This window comes from Chromatiales bacterium, assembly GCA_020445605.1.
GTDB lineage: Bacteria > Pseudomonadota > Gammaproteobacteria > JAGRGH01 > JAGRGH01 > JAGRGH01.
In genome coordinates, this window is record JAGRGH010000049.1 from 82,971 (window position 1) to 101,083 (window position 18,113).

Here is an 18,113-nt window from a genome sequence, read left to right on the forward strand (position 1 = left end):
GATTGCATTAGCATTGTCAATAAAGAACAATCACTTAAATGCCGTACTTCGAGCAAGCAGGTATCTTTCGACGCAGGTATGACCGTGGCCACCCCCGCTGAGACGATGGCCGCCGACGCTCAGGCCGCGGCGGCAGAAAGAACCTTGCCGCAGTCGGACAAGCTGCCCTACGCACTGTACCGCAGTGCACAGGTGCGCGAGCTCGACCGCATCGCGATCGAAGAATGCGGCATCCCGGCACGCGAACTCATGGAGCGGGCCGGTCGCGCGGCGTATTCGCGCCTGCGCCAGAGCTGGCCCTCGGCGGGGCGGATCCTGATCGTGTGCGGGCCCGGCAACAATGCCGGCGATGGCTTCGTCGTTGCGCGTCTTGCACGCAGGGATGGATTTTCCGTGCGGGTCGTCCAGCTGGGGCAGGTCGGGCGCATGCCGCCCACGGCATTGGCTGCCGGCACGGCCTATCTGGATGGCGGTGGTGAACTGCTGCATTTCGACGGCAGCCTGCCGCGCGATGTGGATGTCATCGTCGATGCTCTGCTAGGCATCGGTCTGGAACGCGAAGTCACCGGCGACTGGGCGCAGTGCATCACGGCGATGAACCAGCACTTCGCGCCGATCCTGGCGCTGGACATCCCGTCGGGTCTGCATGCGGACTCCGGCGTCATCATGGGCACTGCGGTGCAGGCGGCCCAGACCGTGAGCTTCATCGCGCTGAAGCAGGGCATGTTCACGGGCGACGGGCCCGATTGCTGCGGTGAAATCCACTTCGCCTCGCTCGAGGTGCCGGCGCGCATCTACGCGCGTGAAATCCTCGCGGCACGCCGCCTGGACTGGCCGAAGTTCGAACGGTTTCTCGGGCGTCGGCGGCGTTCCGCGCACAAGGGGCAGTTCGGTCACTGTCTGCTGATCGGCGGCGACCTCGGCTACCAGGGTGCGATCCGGCTGGCGGGCGAGGCCGCGCTGCGCACGGGCGCCGGCCTGGTCACGCTCGCCACGCGCGATGCCCACGCGGGCCTGATCGCCGCGGCCCGACCGGAACTCATGTGCGTCGGAGTCGACGACCCCGCGCGCCTGGATCCGCTGCTCGCGCGCGCCAGCGTCGTCGCCATAGGGCCCGGGCTTGGCTTGACCCGATGGGCCCAGGCGCTGCTGCGCAAGGCCTTCGATGCCGGCAGGCCGATCGTCGCGGATGCCGATGCGCTGAATCTGCTCGCCGCGCGTCCGGAGCAGCGGTCGGACTGGGTGCTGACGCCGCATCCCGGCGAGGCTGCCCGGATGCTGCGGTGTGACATTGCCGCCATTCAGCGCAATCGGTTCGCGGCCGCACGCCGGTTGCAGGAACGCTTCGGCGGTGTCTGCGTGCTCAAGGGTGCAGGGTCGATCGTGCAGGGCGCGCCGGATCGCCCGGTCGGGGTGTGCAGCGATGGCAATCCGGGCATGGCCACGGGCGGCGTCGGTGATCTTCTGACGGGCGTTATCGCGGCACTGATCGCGCAGGGGCTCGACCCCGGCGATGCCGCCGAGGCGGGCGTCGCGCTGCATGCCGCATCCGGCGATCGGGCCGCGGCGATCGGCGGCGAGCGTGGGCTGATCGCCAGTGATCTGCTGCCGTGGCTGCGGCGCCTGACCAATCCGCGCGAATGAGAATTGCTTGAGGCCGAAAACCTTCCGCGCCGCCACCGAGGCCGACACCGAGGCCCTCGCGGTGCGGCTCGCCGAACATTGCCGGGTCGGGGTGGTCTATCTGCACGGCGCGCTGGGCAGTGGCAAGACCAGTCTGGTGCGTGCGTGGCTTCGCGCGCGCGGGCATACGGGCGCTGTCCGCAGCCCGACCTACACGTTACTGGAAACCTACGCGATCGAGGGCGTGAGCGCCGCGCACCTCGATCTCTACCGGCTTGCGGACCCGGCCGAGGTCGAATACCTTGGCGTGCGGGAACTCGGCGGCAATGCAACGGCTCTCGTGTTCATCGAATGGCCCGAACACGGTGCCGGCTTTCTACCGCCGCCGGATCTGCGCATCACGATCGAAATCGACAGCAGTGCCCGGAAATTTTTCATCGAGCCTGAATCCCCCGCCGCCGGGCGCTGCGTCGCCGCGCTCTAGCCGGCGTGCCGCGCTGGCGCTTGGGTTCGGTGCCTGGCTTGCCTGTGGACCGGCAGCGGCCATCACCATCAACGGTCTGCGCCTGTGGCATGCGCCGGATCACACGCGCGTGGTATTCGATACCTCGGGGCCGGTCGAGCACACCGTGTTCACGCTCAAGGAACCGGACCGCCTGGTCGTGGACATCGACACTGGGGATCTAGCGGCCGAGCTTCCACAGCCCAGCGCCGACGACCGCATCCTGACCGCGATTCGCAGCGGCAAACGGGGCGACGAGGGCATCCGGGTCGTGCTCGATCTGAAGCGCCCGGTCGCGCCGCGCACCCTTGTGCTGAAACCCAACGAGCGCTACGGACACCGGCTGGTGCTGGATCTCTACGACCCGGAGCAGCGGCCTGCCGAGCCGGTGCTGCGCGCACCGGCCGACGCCAGTGCCCACCGCGCGCTGGTCATCGCCGTGGACGCCGGACACGGTGGCGACGACCCGGGCGCGATCGGCCGTGCGGGGACACACGAAAAGGACGTCGTGCTGGCGATCGCCCGGCGTCTGGCGACACTGATCGACCGCGAACCGTCGATGCGTGCGGTATTGATCCGCGACGGTGACTACTACATCCCGTTGCGCGAACGCTTCGAAAAGGCCCGGCTGCAACGCGCGGACCTGTTCGTTTCCATCCATGCCGACGCGGTCAATCACGGCGGCGCCCACGGTGCGTCGGTCTACACCCTCTCGCGGCGTGGTGCCTCCAGCGAGTTCGCGCGCCGACTGGCCGAGGGCGAGAACGCGGCGGACCTCGTCGGCGGTGTGACCCTCGACGATAAGGACGACATGCTGCGCTCGGTGCTGCTGGACCTTTCGCAGACCGCCACGACCGAGGCCAGTCAGAAGGCCGCCGATTTCGTCCTCAGCGAGTTGGGCGGGGTCGGAAGCCTGCACAAGAGTTCCGTCCAGCGCGCCGGGTTTGTCGTGCTGAAATCCCCGGACATCCCGTCGATGCTGGTCGAAACCGCGTTCATCTCGAACCGCAGCGACGAGCGGCACCTCAATGACCCGCGTCACCAGGATCGACTGGCCAGCGCCATCTTTGCCGGGGTGCGCCGGTACTTCACTGCCAACCCGGTGCCCGGAACCCTGGCGATGGGTCGCGAACACCGGGTCGTGGCCGGCGATACGCTTTCGACCATCGCACGGCGCTACCAGGTCAGCGTGGATGCACTGCGCAGCGCCAACGGGCTCAACGGCGATCGGCTGCTCGCCGGTCAGACGCTCGCGATTCCCTGAGCCGACGCGCGGACCCATGCCGATCGCGCGCCTTGCGCCGCAGCTCATCGACCAGATCGCGGCGGGCGAGGTCGTCGAGCGACCGGCGTCCGTGGTCAAGGAACTCGTCGAAAACAGCCTGGATGCCGGCGCCACGCGCATCGAGGTCGAGATCGAGGACGGCGGCCAGCGGCGCATCCGCGTGCGCGACGACGGCCGGGGCATCGAGCCCGCCGAGCTGCCGCTGGCGCTCGAGCGCCACGCGACCAGCAAGATCGCCAGTCTCGCGGATCTGGAACACGTCGCCACGCTCGGGTTTCGCGGCGAGGCGCTGCCGGCCATTGCATCGGTCTCGCATCTTGAACTCGTCTCGCGTACCGCCGCGGACCGCCACGGGCTGCGTCTGGCGGACGGGCATTCGGCGCCGGCCGCGCATCCGGTGGGCACCAGCGTCGAGGTCCGCGACCTGTTTTTCAATACGCCGGCGCGGCGCAAGTTTCTGCGCAGCGAGCGCACCGAATCGGGCCATGTCGAGACGCTGATTCGGCGACTCGCGCTCGCGCGGCCCGAGGTGGCCTGGCGATTCGTCCGTGACGGACGCGCCGTGCTGGATCTTCCCGCCGCAATGGATGCGACCGCGCGGCGGCGGCGGCTGGAGCAGTTGCTGGGTGCGGCCTTCGCCGAGCACGCCTTCGAGTTCGAACGGGTGCAGGCGGGACTGGCGCTGTATGGCTGGCTCGCCCGGCCCAGCTACTCGCGCGCCCAGGCGGACTCGCTGCACACCTACGTCAACGGCCGCATGGTGCGCGACAAGGTCTTCTCGCATGCCCTGCGACAGGGCTATGCCGACGTACTCGAACACGGTCGCCAGCCGGCCGCCGTGCTGTTTCTGGAAATGGACCCTGCCGCCGTGGATGTGAACGCGCATCCGACCAAGCACGAGGTGCGGTTCCGCGATTCCGGCGCGATTCACAGCTTCATCGCCAGTTCGGTCGGCGCGGCACTGGCCGATCCCGCGGCCGCCGCCGGCGCCGGGGTGCCCGGACACTCGGCGCTCGCAACCGCCGCCCGGCGTGCGGGTGGCGTGACCTACGGGCGTGGCGCCCCGCTGCAGGGCGGATTCGAACTCGGCATCCGCGAATGGGCGGCGGCCTATGCGCGTGAACCGGACTCCGGCGAACCGGAAGCACTGCGCCAACCCGGGGCGATGCCGCCGTTGCCGTCTGCGCCCGATGCCGACACGCCGCCGCTGGGCTTCGCCATCGCGCAGCTGCACGGCATCTACATCCTCGCGCAGAACGCCGACGGGCTGGTGATCGTCGACATGCATGCGGCGCACGAGCGCATTACCTACGAGCGCATGAAGACGGCCTTCGCGACCGGCGCCCTGCGGGCCGAGCCGCTGCTGCTGCCGCAGACCATCGCCGTGGCGCCGGCCGAGGCCGAATTCGTCGAACGCAACGAGGCCGCTTTGCGGTCCCTGGGTCTCGATCTGGATCGGGCCGGCCCGGAACGGGTCGTGTTGCGCAGCATCCCGGCCCTGCTGCACGCGGCCGATGCCGAGGCGCTGGTGCGCGATGTGCTGGGCGATCTGCTCGAACACGGCGCCTCGTCGCGTATCGAACATGCCGCAAACGAGATCCTCGCGACCATGGCCTGTCACGGCTCGGTTCGAGCGAACCGGCGGCTGGCGGTCGAGGAGATGAATGCGCTGCTGCGCGATATCGAGGCGACCGAACGCAGTGGCCAGTGCAACCACGGCCGGCCGACCTGGCTGGCGATGCCGCTCGGCGATCTCGACAAGCTGTTCCGTCGCGGGCGATGAACCCGGGCGAAGCGCGACCGCCGGTCGTCTGCCTGATGGGGCCAACCGCCGCGGGCAAGACCGATCTTGCGCTCGCACTGCATGCGCGGTTGTCCGTCGACCTGATCAGCGTGGACTCCGCCCAGGTCTTTCGCGGCATGGACATCGGGACGGCCAAGCCTTCCGTCGAACTGCGCGCGCGAGTGCCGCATGCGCTCATCGACATCTGCGACCCGGCCGAGGCGTATTCGGCCGGCCGGTTCCGCGCCGACGCAACGGCACTGATCGAGGCCAGCCACGCGGCCGGGCGGTTGCCACTGCTGGTCGGTGGCACGATGCTCTACTTCCGCGCCCTGGAACGCGGCCTCGCGGACCTGCCCGAGGCCGATCCCGGGCTGCGGGCGCAACTGGACCGCGAGGCCGCAGAGCAGGGCTGGGCGGCGCTGCATGCGCGGCTTGCCACGGTAGACCCGGCCAGCGCCGAACGCATTCACCCAAACGACCCGCAGCGCATCCAGCGCGCGCTGGAAGTCTGGCAGCTCACCGGGGAACCGCTCTCCGCGCTGCATGCGCGCGCCGGGGAGAACGCGCCGTTCCGGCTGATCAAACTCGTCGTCCCGCCGGCCGATCGTGAGCAGCTGTCCGCGCGGATCGCCGAACGCTTTGATGCGATGCTCGCCGCGGGGCTGGTCGACGAAGTGGCCGCCCTGCGCTCACGCCCGGATCTGAATCTCCAACGGCCGTCCATGCGCGCGGTCGGCTACCGGCAGGTCTGGCGCCACCTCGACGGTGAGTTCGATTGGGCCACGATGCGGGATGCGGCCATCATCGCCACCCGCCAGTACGCCAAGCGCCAGCTCACCTGGCTGCGCTCCGAGCCTGGCGTACAGCCGTTGAACCCGGCCGGCGATCGGCTGTCCGAGGCCTTGAAATTGCTCGCGGCGACCGGATGTAGCTGAGGTCCGGGCCGGTCGCTGTGCACTGCACAATTCTGGAATATGCGCGTATACTTATGAAGGCTCTGCCTGCGCATCACGGTGCGGGGCGGGCGGGCCAGCCGCGGACCGGAGCGGCTGATTAGGGCAGTTTCCCGGGTCTGAGTGCCCCGGACCGGGCAACGACCGTGCGCCAGGGCGATGCGGTCTGGACGACAACACAAGGTGTTCGACCCCTTACTGGCAAGTCGCCACGGTCGACACCATTACAACGATATTGCACAACAGGAGATAACACCATGTCCAAAGGCCAGTCTCTGCAGGATCCCTTTCTGAACGTGCTGCGCAAGGAGCGCGTTCCGGTCTCCATCTTCCTGGTCAATGGCATCAAGCTACAGGGTCAGATCGAATCGTTCGATCAGTTCGTGGTGCTTTTGAAGAACGCCGTCAGCCAGATGATCTACAAGCACGCGATCTCGACGGTCGTGCCTTCGCGCAATGTCCGCATCCCGTTCGCCGGTGACGGCGGGCGTGACGACGACGGCGACGTCGAGGGCGTCGTCGAGGACTGAGTCGAACCGCTTGTTCGAACGACCGGGCAGCGGAGAGCGCGCCTATCTCGTCCACGTCCGTTTCGGGCGTGATGCGGACGACGACGAAGGCGCCGAACTGGCGGAACTCGCGCGTTCGGCCGGCGCCGAGCTGGTCGGCGCGCGCAGTTTTTCACGGCCACAGCCCGATCCGAAAACGCTGATCGGGCGCGGTCAGGTCGAGATCATTGCGGCGGAGAAGGCCGCGACCGATGCGGAGCTCGTGATCGTCGATCACGAGCTGAGTCCCAGTCAGGAACGCAATCTGGAGCGCGAATTGCAGTGCCGCGTGCTTTCGCGCACCGGTCTGATTCTGGACATCTTCGCGCAGCGTGCGCGCACCGCCGAGGGTCGTCTGCAGGTCGAACTGGCCCAGTTGAAGCATCTTTCGACGCGACTGGTTCGGGGCTGGACCCACCTGGAACGTCAGAAGGGCGGTATCGGTCTGCGCGGGCCGGGTGAGACCCAGCTCGAGACCGACCGTCGACTGATAGCCAAACGCATCGAGGTGCTCGAGTCGCGCCTCGATCGCATCGGCACGCGTCGCGATCTGAGCCGACGCAACCGCCGCCGCGCCGAGGTTCCGACCGTTGCGCTCGTGGGCTACACGAACGCCGGCAAATCGGCGCTGTTCAACCGCCTCGTCGCTGACCACGTCTATAGCGCCGACCAGCTGTTTGCGACGCTTGATCCGACGTTGCGGCGGCTTCGAATCGAGACCGTCGGCGATGTGGTGCTGGCCGATACCGTGGGTTTCGTGCGCAAGCTGCCGCACGATCTGGTCGCGGCATTTCGCGCGACGCTCTCGGAGGTCGTCGAAGCCGATCTGCTGCTGCATGTCGTGGACGCATCGCGCATGGACGAACGCGAGCACCTGATCGAGCAGGTCGATGTCGTCGTGGAATCCATCGGCGCCGGGGACAAGCCCCAAATTCGCGTATTCAACAAGATCGACCTGCTGGCCGACGACAACGCACATCGCGGCCCCGGCGTCGATGAGCATGGAAATGTCTGGCTGTCGGCACTGACCGGCGAAGGCGTCAGTGCGCTGCTGCGCCGTATTCGCGACCGTCTGGGTGCCGGTTTCAGCGAACGCGAGGTGACGCTCGGCGTGACCGAAGGCGGGCTGCGCGCCCGGCTGATCGAACTCGGTGCGATCCGCAGCGAGACCCCCTTGCCCGAAGGCGGCTGGAGACTTCGCGTGTGCATGTCCGACGCCCGCTGGCAGCGGCTGTTCGGCGCATCCGCACACGGCGGCGCGCCATCCGCCGCGGGCGAACCAGTCGCCGGCGTGGCGGGTGGATAGGGCCCGTCGTTACTTGCTACCATTCGCGCCTTTCGCGCAGCAAAACCGCAGTGGTTTTGCATCCGTTCGGAGTACCTGATGGCCTGGAATGAACCGGGTGGCGGCGACAAGAAAGACCCTTGGACCGGAAACGGCGACAAGGGGCCGCCCGATCTCGACGAAGTCGTACGCAAGATGCAGGATCGCCTCGGCGGCCTGTTCGGTGGCCGTCGTCGTGGCGGGCGCAGTGGCGGCAACGGCAGCGGTGCGCCGCCGGCGCCCGGGCGCAATCGTGCCGCCATCGTCATCATCGCGCTGGTGTTGCTGGTCGCCTGGCTATGGACCGGCGTGTACACCGTGCAGCCGGCGGAACGCGGTGTGGTCTATCGCTTCGGCGCGTTCAACCGCATTACCAGCCCGGGTTTGAACTTCCATGCGCCCGTTCCGATTGAGTCGCACGACCGGGTTGACGTCGACCAGGTCCAGACCTTCACGCACAAGGGCCTGATGCTCACCCAGGACGAGAACATCGTCGATTTGGAACTGGCCGTGCAGTTTGTCGTACGCGATCCGGCGGAGTTCCTCTTCAATGTGCGCGATCCCGTCAGCACGCTGCGTGACGTGACCGAAGCGGCCGTGCGTGCCGCGATCGGCAAGAACAAGCTCGACTACATCCTGACCGAGGGTCGCGGACCGCTGAAAGTCGAGATCCAGGAGCGTATCCAGACCCTTTCGGATCGGTATCGCGCCGGCATCCAGGTCACCAGCGTCAACACCCAGCCGGCCAAACCGCCGGAAGAGGTCAAGAGCGCGTTCGACGACGCGATCAAGGCGCGTGAAGACAAAGAGCGGCTCGAGAACGAAGCCCATGCGTATGCCAATGAGGTCGTGCCGCGTGCCCGTGGTAACGCTGCGCGCATCAGTCAGGACGCCCAGGCCTACAGGGAACGCGTGGTCGCGCTAGCTGAAGGTGAGGCCGACCGCTTCAACAAGCTGCGCGAGGAGTACGAAAAGGCGCCGGAAGTCACGCGCCAGCGCATGTACATCGACGCAATGGAATACGTGCTGCGCAATACGAACAAGGTCGTGGTTGACGTGAACAAGGGCAATAACCTGCTGTATCTGCCGCTGGATCAGATCTCCGGCGGCTCGGGCGGGCAGACCGCCGACAGTGATTCGCGGCGTGGATTGCCGCCGCTACCACCGTCGCTTGCGGCGCCATCGAACTCGATGTCGAATTCGCCGGACTCGACTGATCGTGTGCGGAGGCCGCGTTGATGGAACCGAAAAAGCTGTTTGGTCTCGTGCTGCTCGGCGTCGCGTTGATCGTCGTGGCAAGTTCGGTGTTCATCGTCAAGGAAACCGAGCTCGCGTTGCGGCTGCGCTTTGGCCGCATCGTGCAGTCCGACTATCAACCTGGCCTGCATTGGAAATGGCCGCTGATCGACAACGTCGCGTATTTCGACAAGCGCATCCTGACGCTGGATGCGCCGCCTGCGCGCATTCTGTCGGCTGAGAAGAAAGACCTCATCGTCGATTCGTACGTGAAGTTCCGCATTGCCGATGCGGCGACCTTCTTCCGCGCCACCGGCGGCGGTGACGAGGGTCGTGTCGCACGGCTGGTTTTCGAAATCGTCAACTCCGGTCTGCGTGACGAGTTCGGTCAACGCACGGTGCAGGAGGCGGTTTCCGGCGAACGTCTGGAGATCATGGGCGAACTCACGCGCAAGGCCGACGAACTCTCGGACGGTCTCGGCGTGGAGATCGTCGATGTACGCGTCAAGCGCATCGATCTGCCCGGTGAAGTCAGCGACTCCGTGCACAGACGCATGCGCGCGGAACGCGAACGCGTCGCACGTGAGCTGCGCTCCAAGGGTGGCGAAGAGGCCGAGAAGATTCGTGCCGACGCCGATCGTCGCAGCACGGTCATTCTCGCCGAGGCCTCCCGCGAGGCCGAACGTCTGCGTGGTGATGGCGATGCCACGGCCACCCAGACCTACGCAGCCGCGCACCAGAAAAACGCTGAGTTCTACTCGTTGTATCGATCACTGACCGCCTACCAGCAGATCTTCGGCGGCAGCGGCAACAACATGATGGTGCTGGAACCGGATTCGGACTTCTTCCGCTACTTCGATCAGAAGCGCCCGGGTCGTGAGTGACCGGGTGAAACGCGATTGCGCAGGGCCGGGTTCAGCCCGGCCTTTTTGCGTCGGGACCCCGGAGTAGGGGCGTGTGGGATCAACTGCTTCCGGCGCTGGCCCTGGTGCTCGTGATTGAGGGTATCCTGCCGTTCATCAATCCGGACGGCTATAGCCGCATCATGGCGCAGATGTCGCAACTGGACCCCCGAACCATTCGCTTCGTCGGCCTGGGCAGCATGCTCGCCGGCTTGGCGATGCTTTATCTGGTGCAGTGATGGGCGGTTCTCCGGTCGAACGCAATCACTGGCTGCTGCCGGACGGCATCGAAGAACTGTTGCCGCCGCGCGCGCGCGTGCTGGAACTGGTGCGTCGCAGGCTGCTGGACGTGTTCGACAGCTGGGGCTATGAGCTTGTGATGCCGCCGTTTGTCGAGTTTCGCGACGGGCTGCTCAGTGGTGTGGGCGCGGATCTCGAAGTCGACACCTTCACGCTGACCGACCACGTCAGCGGACGTCTGCTCGGCGTGCGTGCAGACATCACGCCGCAGGCCGCGCGTATCGACACGCACCAGCTGCGCACGGATCGTCCGCAGCGCCTGTGTTACGCCGGAACGGTGCTGCGTGCGCGCGTGGAGGCGCCGGGTGCAGCGCGCAACCCGGTACAGATCGGCGCCGAACTGTTCGGTCATTCCGGGCTCGAGGCCGATCGCGAAATCATCGAGCTCATGCTCGCCGTGTGTCAGGCCGCCGGCGTGAGCGAAGTGTTCCTGGACATCGGCCATGTCGGGGTGTTTCGCGCACTCGCGACCGCGGCCGGGCTGTTGCCGTCAGTCGAAGACGCCCTGTTCGATGCCCTGCAGCGCAAGTCCATCGCGGACATCGAATCGCTGCTCGGGCAGGCAGATGTTTCGCCGGCACTGGCCAGCGCGATGGCCGCGCTTGCGCGGCTCAATGGCGGCGTTGAAGTCATTGCCGAGGCGCGAAACGAACTGGCGGCTGCGCCGGCGAGCGTCGGCGTGGCGCTGGATGAACTCGAACAGATCGCCTCCGCGCTGGTTGCCGACGGCGTCGCAGTGCACGTCGATCTGGCCGAGCTGCGCGGGTACCGCTACCAGACCGGGATTGTGTTTGCCGCCTACGTGCCGGGCACCGCGCGGGAGATCGCACGCGGCGGCCGCTATGACCAGATCGGCGCACAATTCGGCGTGGCTCGTCCGGCGACCGGGTTCAGCGCCGATCTTCGCGACCTCGCCGCCGTCGGTGGTGCATTCAATACGCCGGGCCCGGCAGAAGCAGTGTTTGCGCCCGCCGATGCCGATCGTGCGGCGGTAGCCGAGCTGCGCAACGCCGGTCGCAGGGTGGTCGTTGCGCTTGGCGCGGATGACTCTCCGGCCACCACCGGATGCACACATCAGCTGGTCGAACGCAATGGGCGCTGGGTCGCCAAACCGACTGAATAACTCACGAATCGGCGTGTGCCAAGGCACGCGACCGCACGCAACAGCAGAGAAACAACAGCCATGGGCAAGAATGTAGTCATCATCGGTACGCAGTGGGGCGACGAAGGCAAGGGCAAGGTCGTCGACCTCCTGACCGAACGTGCCGACGGCGTGGTGCGCTTTCAGGGCGGACACAATGCCGGGCACACGCTCGTCATAGACGGTCGCAAGACCGTACTGCACCTGATCCCTTCGGGCATCCTGCGCGACCGCGTGCATTGCTATATCGGCAACGGTGTCGTGCTCGCCCCGGGTCCGCTGCTGGAAGAGATCGACGGTCTCGAGGCCGCCGGTGTGACCATCGGTGACCGGCTGCACGTCAGCGTCGCCTGCCCGCTGATCCTGCCGTATCACGTGGCTCTGGACCGTGCGCGCGAAATCGCGCGCGGCAACAAGGCCATCGGTACGACCGGGCGCGGCATCGGACCTGCCTACGAGGACAAGGTCGCGCGGCGCGGACTTAGGCTCGGCGATCTCAGCGACGAGTCCCTGTTTGCCGAGCGTCTGCGCGAGGTCATGGCCTACCACAACTTTGCGCTCGAAAAGCAGTTTGGCGTCGAGCCGGTCGACTACGCGCAGGTGCTCGATTCGACGCTCGCAATGGCACCGCGCCTGCGTGCGCTGATGGCCGATGTCGCCGGCATGCTGCACGCCGCCCAGCGTGAGGGCAAACGGCTGTTGTTCGAAGGTGCGCAGGGCACGCTGCTGGATATCGATCACGGCACCTATCCCTATGTCACCTCGTCGACCACCACGGCCGGCGGTGCGGCGAGCGGTTCCGGCGTCGGTCCGCGCACGCTGGACTACGTGCTGGGGATCACCAAGGCCTACACGACGCGTGTCGGAGGCGGGCCATTCCCGACCGAGCTGTTCGACGAGGTCGGTCAGTATCTCGGCGAGAAGGGCGCGGAATTCGGTGCCACGACCGGCCGGCGCCGCCGCTGTGGCTGGCTGGACATCGTATCGCTGCGGCGCGCCGTCGCGACCAACAGTGTCTCGGGCCTGTGCATCACGAAACTCGACGTGCTGGACGGCCTCGACACCGTGCGTATCTGTACCGCATACCGGCTGGACGGCGAACTCTATGAGGAGCCGCCGATCGGCGCGGACGGCTACGAGCGGGTCGAGCCGGTGTATGAGGACCTGCCGGGGTGGACCGAAAATACGGCGCGGCTGACGGACAAGTCGCAGATTCCGGCCAATGCGATCGCGTATCTGAATCGCATCGAAGAACTGCTCGGATGCCCGGTGGACATCATCTCCACGGGACCGGATCGCAAGGAAACGATCATCAGTCGGCACCCGTTCGGCTGAGACATGGCGGCGGGCGAGGGCAACAGGCCCGACGCCGGACCGGGCTTGCGTGCGATCACGCATGTCAGCGTGATCGTCGCGGACACCGAACGCTCGCTGGCGTTCTATCGTGATGTCCTCGGGCTGAGTGTTGACGCGGCCCGCAATATCACCGCCTATCCCGGCGCCTGGCTGAAGGTCGGCGCGCAGCAGATTCACCTGCTCGAACTGCCGAACCCGGATCCGGTGGCGGGCCGGCCGACCCATGGCGGTCGGGACCGGCACGTGGCACTGACCGCGGTTGCCATCGATCGGGTCGTCGCGGCGCTGGAGCGGGCGCGGATTCCCTACACGCTCAGCCAGTCCGGCCGGCGCGCGCTCTTCTGCCGCGATCCGGATGGAAACGCCGTAGAAATCATGGAACAAATCAGTTAAAACATTTAGTTAAGAAGTATTGTTACAAAAATTGTTAAAGTCGTGGAACGCACACGAGTTCGCATGATCTGAGCTTCGGCCACTCGATGGATACAGGGCCTCCCGTGCTGAACGGCGTGTGCACCGAGCCCGGATTACAGGCTAGCGGTGGGAAGTCGCGGGTCCCGTGGCGGGATTGCAGCCGAACCGTTTCCGGATCTCCTTGCGCTCGTCAGCCGAAAGCGTAGCGGCGGTGGCAGTGTCGACATGGCCGGACTCCTCGCGGATCACCCGTGGCGGGTTGGCCGCATCACGCCACCAGACCAGATAGCCACACTCGAAGGCATCGGCCGCGAAACCCATTTCGTAGCTGGCCACCACATAGATGCCGGGCACGTTGACCCCCGGCGGATCGATGTGGGCCGTCAGGGCCCAGAGATCGAAACCCTGTATTCGGCCATGCAAGGCATGACGGCGTCGCTTCTCGGTCACCCCGGGTTCGTAGCGGGCAGGCTCGATCGGCTCCGCGTTGATGATCCGATACGCCGTGTCGTACTGGGCCTTGCCCAGCGCCTCGAAGTAACGGGCGGTCTGTTGCGCGACGTAGGACTCCAGTGAAATCGGCTGCATCGGGTTGGCGGTCTGGGAACCCGACAGAGATTTCGTTCTGGCCGGATCGAGGCAATGGATCGCCTGGACCAGGGTCAGCCGGGCAGGGTTCTTGTTGGCGCCCGATGCCGGCGCTACAGATCGCTCGAAGCGATACTTTCCAAACTCGGCGGGTTTGCCGTCGCAAAGCAACAGCGCGCGCTTGGACAGGATCTCTTGTGCTTCGGTTACCGAAGTCGCGCGATCGGTGGTGAGTGTCGCCGCGTATACATCGGGCTCGATCTGCCGGAGTTCGAGTCCGTCTGCTGCACTGGCGCTGCCCGCGGCCAGGGCCGCGAGCAAGGGGGCGATCGTCTGCGCAAACGTCCGCCGGATGAACGGTGCCGGCGATCTGGCCGGGTTGTCGAGTGAGTCCGGCCGCTGGTCCGGTTGTTCAAGCGACTTGGGTCGGCATGTGTTCATCGGTGCTCGGAGTCAGGGCCTGCGCGGGTCTGACGCAAGCGCCGGCGGTTGCGCAAGGCCCCATAAACCACAGACCGATCAGACTTCTCAAGCGTCTGAAGTTTCCTGCACCAAACGCAGAGCGGCGCCCGAGACGTTTGCGAGCGGCAAAAAAAGCCGCCCCGTGGGGCGGCTTTTGCTTTCTTTTGGCAAAGAGCCTCAGTTCGCCAGACTCTTGAAGCTCAGCACGCTCGGTCGCTCGAATCCGACGTAGTAGGGCAGCGAAGCCATGCCGATACGGGCGGCCTGGACGCTGTCGTAGCTGCCGAGCAGCAGCGCATAGCCGTTCTTTTGCGCAACGTAGGCCAGGTCCTGCTTCAGGTAGTGCGAGTAACGCTCGGCCGTCTTGTACAGATCCTGTTTCGTCGTAACCGTGGCGACGCGCACGGTGTAGCGCTCGGCCGGCTGTGCCGCGACCCATTCCGGACCATTGATGACGCTGCCGTTGCCGAACGTGCGGTGCGGACGGAGGTTGGTCACCCGGCCGTTGATGCTGTCGACGTGGTCGGTGATGGTCACCAGTTTCTGTTGCAGCTGCTCCAGCTCGCCGTGGACAGCGGCATCCATCTCGGTGACCCGCGTGTCGAGCTGCGACAGTTTCTGACCGGTGGCGGTGAGGTCGTCTGCGACGACGTTCACGGCCGCCTGGGTCGCAACGACCTCGCCCTGCACGCCCTCGATGTTCGTCTGCATCGCGGTGTTGGTTTCACCCTCGGTGCTCCAGTTCCGGTTCTGCATGTAGGCGAACACGGTAAGGGCCAGCAGCAGGACCAGGATGGATGCGCCAAGGCCGATCACGTGGCGCTTTTCCAGCTTGCGGAACGCGAGCAGGCTGCGATCGGTGGCTTCGGTGCGCACCTGCAGGTCGCCGATCTGGAGGTCATGTCCGTCGACGCGCGCCTGCAGCGCCTGGACTGCCGTACCAAGCTCGTCGGTACGCTTGGTCAGCATCGTCGTCGAGCGGGTGAGTTCCTTGCTGACCTTGCTCAAGGATTCTGCGGTCAGCTCCAGTGCCGACGCGCGCCGTTCCAGCGCCTCGTCGACCGCCTGCATCTTCAGGATGCGCGCCTGCTGGCTCTTCACGTCCTGGTTGGTCTTGTCCAGCTTGCTTTCCAGGTTGTCGTCGCGCTCGCGGGTCACCTGGGCCAGGCCGTTGATCTCGTCCTTCAGCTGCCGTTCCAGCTCGGCCATCGCCTGGCTGTTGTCCTTGATGCTCTTGTTCAGCGCCTGGGTGGTTTGCTTGGATTTCGCCGCCAGCTCGTCGGTGCGTGCCAGCAGGTCCTGGACGCCCGCGCCCAAGGCGACGAGTTCGGTATCGGAGCGCTCCGCCAGCTGTTTGATCTCTGCGGTAACGCTCTTGATGTCCTTGGTGATACGCGCGGAGGTGTCGGTGAGGGCCTGGTACGAGGTGTCCAGCTCGCCGAGGCGGCGGTAGGTTTCGGAGACCTTCGAGGTCAGATCCGCGTCCTGGTCCGACAGTTGCGCCAGGCTGGCCTTGACGCCCTTGCTGGTCTTCCTGATGTCGGCCTTCAGCTGGTCCAGGTCGGTATCCAGCGAGCCGAGCTTGCGATTCAGGTCATTGGGCAGTTCGATCGAGCGCAGGTTTTCGCGTTCGATCGAGGCCAGTTTGTCTTTCTGGGATGTGGTGCCGTCGGCATCGCGACGAACTTGTGCTTGGTTGGACATGGGGTTGCCTCACTAAAAGCTGGTCGCGCCGGCGAAATCCGCCGCCACAGGAAATAGGGGTTCAATACTCAGTATATTACCAAATACTTATATAGTGATCAATCCCCTTTCTGAAGGATCGTCCGATCAGGACACCACGGGTGTTGAGATAGCAGGGCAGCTGGCCCCCATCGAAAAGGATGGTTTCGGTAGGACGCCAGCGATTCAAGAGATCATCTTCTGCCAGCCCGGCACGGTGCAGGGGTTATGTAGCTGCTATCGAGACCTTCGAACTCGGTGACAGAAACGGGGTAGACGGGGCGAAAAGTGGGCTTGCCACGGCCGCGCGCTGCCGGGAACCTCGTCAGTCGGCCGTAACCGGGCTCAGAGAACAGAGGCGGGCGCCTGACCGGCACACCAGCGGAACGAGGACACTAACAGGCTGTTGACGGCGGCAACGCGATCGCCGTGCACACGAAGACCGAGGGGGCGGTTGGGCTGATCGCCGCCGAGACCGCGTTCATGCACCACGACGCCCTGGGATCGGTCGACACGGTCACCGACCTCAACGCGCGGGTCATCGACCGCCAGGGCTTCGATCCATTCGGCGGCCGGCGCACTGGCGAGTGGGCGCCGGACGGCGCGGGCCCGGCAGCACTGGCGCTCAAACCCACCAACCGCGGCTTCACCGGCCACGAGCAGATCGACGAGATCGGCCTCATCCACATGAACGGGCGGGTCTACGACCCGACCCTGGGCCGGTTTCTGTCCGCCGACCCCATCGTCGGCCAACCGCTGAACACCCAGGCCTACAACCGCTACGCCTATGCCCTGAACAATCCGCTCAAGTACACCGATCCGAGCGGGCATAGTCCACTCTTGATCGCCCCGGTTTTGGCTGCGCTCGCGAAGGTGGTGAGCGCGGAGCTTGCGTTGCCGGTCATCGCTCAGGTTGCGGTGGTGGCCACGGTTACCTACATCGGAACCTACATAGCAACGGGCGGAAATTCATCTGCGGCGCTCTCAGGGGTAGTCGTACTTTTGGCCGAATTTTTGGCGGTTTCTTCTGAAGCCGACCCAGCCTATCCGCCAGAGGCCGCGGAACTACCTGATTCTGTGGGCTTTTTCATCCATTCCTGAATCTTTCCAACCAGCTGGCTCTGGGCCTCATTGGCACCACGGGAGGCCGCCAGTTCGATCTCAAGCTGTTGGATGGTTGCCTGGTCTGCGCTTCGCCCGGACTCGAGTGTCTTGATCTGGCCCTGAGCATCGGCGATTCTTCGTTCTAGTTCGACCCCTGTTGTCCGAAGCTGGTCTCGCTGCTGACTAGCCGACGCCAACTGGTCCTTGATGCCCTCCAAGAGCTTTTTTTCAGACCTGGCATCGCGGAGCGCCCGCATACGCTGAATTGGGCAGCAATCCGTTGCCTACCCGCCATTCAGTCTCTGACCACGGTATCGGATCGAAGTCCACTTACGCGTAACTCTGCCATTGCCAAGCGGAGTGCCAACGCCTGAGAAGCATAAGGCCCCAGGGATCAAAGCCGAATAGCCGCACCTAGGTAAGCTGCGCATGGTGCAATCTGTGAATCCGACGGCCGAACGCTGGGACACCATTGGTCCGATTAGCCCCTATTCCACAGGGGTAAGCACCGTACCGCAGCCTGAACTCGGCACCAATTCGATATACAGAGCCTTTCGTCCGACGATGACAGCTAGCGTAGACCTCTTGTCCCGACGCTTCGCTGATAAGCAATTCCATTCCGATCTATCGAGGCCAGAAGGATGGGGATAGTCTTCCGGATGGGTGTGCCATTCGCCCAGATAGCGAACTATGCCCTGACTCGCCACCCATTGAGACAAAGCGATGACTTTGTGGCCAAAAGGCATCCGCTCGAACAAGTAGCGAAACCGTTTGTCCCATGCAGTGGGAACCGTTGCCTGCTCAATGAGCAGTTGTCGTCGCCGACCTCCGGGGTCATCCTGCCGACGCGGGGCAGTTCGTTGAGCA

17 protein-coding genes are annotated in these 18,113 nt (G+C 65.5%); 14 read left to right on the forward strand and 3 right to left on the reverse strand.

What is annotated here, in order from left to right; translation table 11 throughout:
* The first annotated feature begins 105 nt into the window (after positions 1-105).
* The 13 genes from KDG50_10685 to KDG50_10745 all read left to right on the forward strand — a co-directional run bounded on the left by KDG50_10685 (position 106) and on the right by KDG50_10745 (position 13,349).
* A complete protein-coding gene (locus KDG50_10685; protein MCB1865888.1) occupies positions 106-1,644 on the forward strand; it encodes an NAD(P)H-hydrate dehydratase in 1,539 nt (512 codons plus the stop codon).
* A 7-nt stretch (positions 1,645-1,651) separates the two neighbouring features.
* Complete coding sequence (gene tsaE, locus KDG50_10690; protein ID MCB1865889.1) at positions 1,652-2,107, forward strand: tRNA (adenosine(37)-N6)-threonylcarbamoyltransferase complex ATPase subunit type 1 TsaE; 456 nt, start codon at positions 1,652-1,654, stop codon at positions 2,105-2,107.
* Positions 2,043-3,389, forward strand: a complete 1,347-nt coding sequence (locus KDG50_10695) for an N-acetylmuramoyl-L-alanine amidase (GenBank protein MCB1865890.1) — start codon at positions 2,043-2,045, stop codon at positions 3,387-3,389. The genes tsaE and KDG50_10695 overlap by 65 nt, the downstream gene beginning before the upstream one ends.
* Before the next feature lie 16 nt (positions 3,390-3,405).
* On the forward strand, positions 3,406-5,193 hold the full coding sequence (mutL, locus tag KDG50_10700) for a DNA mismatch repair endonuclease MutL (protein ID MCB1865891.1): 1,788 nt from the start codon (positions 3,406-3,408) through the stop codon (positions 5,191-5,193).
* Positions 5,190-6,131 carry a tRNA (adenosine(37)-N6)-dimethylallyltransferase MiaA gene (miaA, locus tag KDG50_10705; protein MCB1865892.1) on the forward strand — a complete coding sequence of 314 codons (942 nt, stop codon included), beginning with the start codon at positions 5,190-5,192 and terminating at the stop codon, positions 6,129-6,131. The genes mutL and miaA overlap by 4 nt, the downstream gene beginning before the upstream one ends.
* Positions 6,132-6,406: 275 nt before the next feature.
* Complete coding sequence (gene hfq / locus KDG50_10710; protein ID MCB1865893.1) at positions 6,407-6,679, forward strand: RNA chaperone Hfq; 273 nt, start codon at positions 6,407-6,409, stop codon at positions 6,677-6,679.
* Between the two features lie 10 nt (positions 6,680-6,689).
* The gene (gene hflX / locus KDG50_10715; GenBank protein ID MCB1865894.1) at positions 6,690-8,003 is read left to right on the forward strand and encodes a GTPase HflX; all 1,314 of its coding nucleotides are present in this window, start codon (positions 6,690-6,692) and stop codon (positions 8,001-8,003) included.
* A gap of 78 nt (positions 8,004-8,081) precedes the next feature.
* The gene (gene hflK / locus KDG50_10720) at positions 8,082-9,260 is read left to right on the forward strand and encodes an FtsH protease activity modulator HflK (protein MCB1865895.1); all 1,179 of its coding nucleotides are present in this window, start codon (positions 8,082-8,084) and stop codon (positions 9,258-9,260) included.
* Positions 9,260-10,141 (forward strand): protease modulator HflC, encoded by an 882-nt coding sequence (gene hflC / locus KDG50_10725; GenBank protein ID MCB1865896.1) that lies wholly within the window; start codon positions 9,260-9,262, stop codon positions 10,139-10,141. The genes hflK and hflC overlap by 1 nt, the downstream gene beginning before the upstream one ends.
* Before the next feature lie 71 nt (positions 10,142-10,212).
* Positions 10,213-10,398: a DUF2065 domain-containing protein gene (locus KDG50_10730; GenBank protein MCB1865897.1), complete on the forward strand. Its 186-nt coding sequence runs from the start codon at positions 10,213-10,215 to the stop codon at positions 10,396-10,398.
* Positions 10,398-11,582 carry an ATP phosphoribosyltransferase regulatory subunit gene (locus tag KDG50_10735; protein ID MCB1865898.1) on the forward strand — a complete coding sequence of 395 codons (1,185 nt, stop codon included), beginning with the start codon at positions 10,398-10,400 and terminating at the stop codon, positions 11,580-11,582. The genes KDG50_10730 and KDG50_10735 overlap by 1 nt, the downstream gene beginning before the upstream one ends.
* A gap of 60 nt (positions 11,583-11,642) precedes the next feature.
* A complete protein-coding gene (locus KDG50_10740; GenBank protein ID MCB1865899.1) occupies positions 11,643-12,935 on the forward strand; it encodes an adenylosuccinate synthase in 1,293 nt (430 codons plus the stop codon).
* 3 nt (positions 12,936-12,938) lie between these two features.
* The gene (locus KDG50_10745) at positions 12,939-13,349 is read left to right on the forward strand and encodes a VOC family protein (GenBank protein ID MCB1865900.1); all 411 of its coding nucleotides are present in this window, start codon (positions 12,939-12,941) and stop codon (positions 13,347-13,349) included.
* 141 nt (positions 13,350-13,490) lie between these two features.
* Here KDG50_10745 and KDG50_10750 read toward each other — a convergent pair whose 3' ends face one another.
* On the reverse strand, positions 13,491-14,279 hold the full coding sequence (locus KDG50_10750; GenBank protein ID MCB1865901.1) for a hypothetical protein: 789 nt from the start codon (positions 14,277-14,279) through the stop codon (positions 13,491-13,493).
* Positions 14,280-14,597: 318 nt separating this feature from the next.
* On the reverse strand, positions 14,598-16,124 hold the full coding sequence (locus KDG50_10755) for a hypothetical protein (protein ID MCB1865902.1): 1,527 nt from the start codon (positions 16,122-16,124) through the stop codon (positions 14,598-14,600).
* A gap of 447 nt (positions 16,125-16,571) precedes the next feature.
* Here KDG50_10755 and KDG50_10760 point away from each other — a divergent pair, with 447 nt between their 5' ends.
* Positions 16,572-17,243, forward strand: a complete 672-nt coding sequence (locus KDG50_10760; GenBank protein ID MCB1865903.1) for an RHS repeat-associated core domain-containing protein — start codon at positions 16,572-16,574, stop codon at positions 17,241-17,243.
* 491 nt (positions 17,244-17,734) lie between these two features.
* Here KDG50_10760 and KDG50_10765 read toward each other — a convergent pair whose 3' ends face one another.
* Positions 17,735-18,058 carry a Mov34/MPN/PAD-1 family protein gene (locus tag KDG50_10765; protein ID MCB1865904.1) on the reverse strand — a complete coding sequence of 108 codons (324 nt, stop codon included), beginning with the start codon at positions 18,056-18,058 and terminating at the stop codon, positions 17,735-17,737.
* Positions 18,059-18,113 lie beyond the last annotated feature (55 nt).

What these genes read in the sequence shown, in the direction of transcription:
- KDG50_10685 (MCB1865888.1), top strand. Translation starts at nt 106, where the DNA reads ATGGCCGCCGACGCTCAGGCCGCGGCGGCAGAAAGAACCTTGCCGCAG.
- mutL (MCB1865891.1), top strand. Translation starts at nt 3,406, where the DNA reads ATGCCGATCGCGCGCCTTGCGCCGCAGCTCATCGACCAGATCGCGGCG.
- miaA (MCB1865892.1), top strand. Translation starts at nt 5,190, where the DNA reads ATGAACCCGGGCGAAGCGCGACCGCCGGTCGTCTGCCTGATGGGGCCA.
- hfq (MCB1865893.1), top strand. Translation starts at nt 6,407, where the DNA reads ATGTCCAAAGGCCAGTCTCTGCAGGATCCCTTTCTGAACGTGCTGCGC.
- hflK (MCB1865895.1), top strand. Translation starts at nt 8,082, where the DNA reads ATGGCCTGGAATGAACCGGGTGGCGGCGACAAGAAAGACCCTTGGACC.
- hflC (MCB1865896.1), top strand. Translation starts at nt 9,260, where the DNA reads ATGGAACCGAAAAAGCTGTTTGGTCTCGTGCTGCTCGGCGTCGCGTTG.
- KDG50_10735 (MCB1865898.1), top strand. Translation starts at nt 10,398, where the DNA reads ATGGGCGGTTCTCCGGTCGAACGCAATCACTGGCTGCTGCCGGACGGC.
- KDG50_10740 (MCB1865899.1), top strand. Translation starts at nt 11,643, where the DNA reads ATGGGCAAGAATGTAGTCATCATCGGTACGCAGTGGGGCGACGAAGGC.
- KDG50_10745 (MCB1865900.1), top strand. Translation starts at nt 12,939, where the DNA reads ATGGCGGCGGGCGAGGGCAACAGGCCCGACGCCGGACCGGGCTTGCGT.
- KDG50_10755 (MCB1865902.1), bottom strand. Translation starts at nt 16,124, where the DNA reads ATGTCCAACCAAGCACAAGTTCGTCGCGATGCCGACGGCACCACATCC.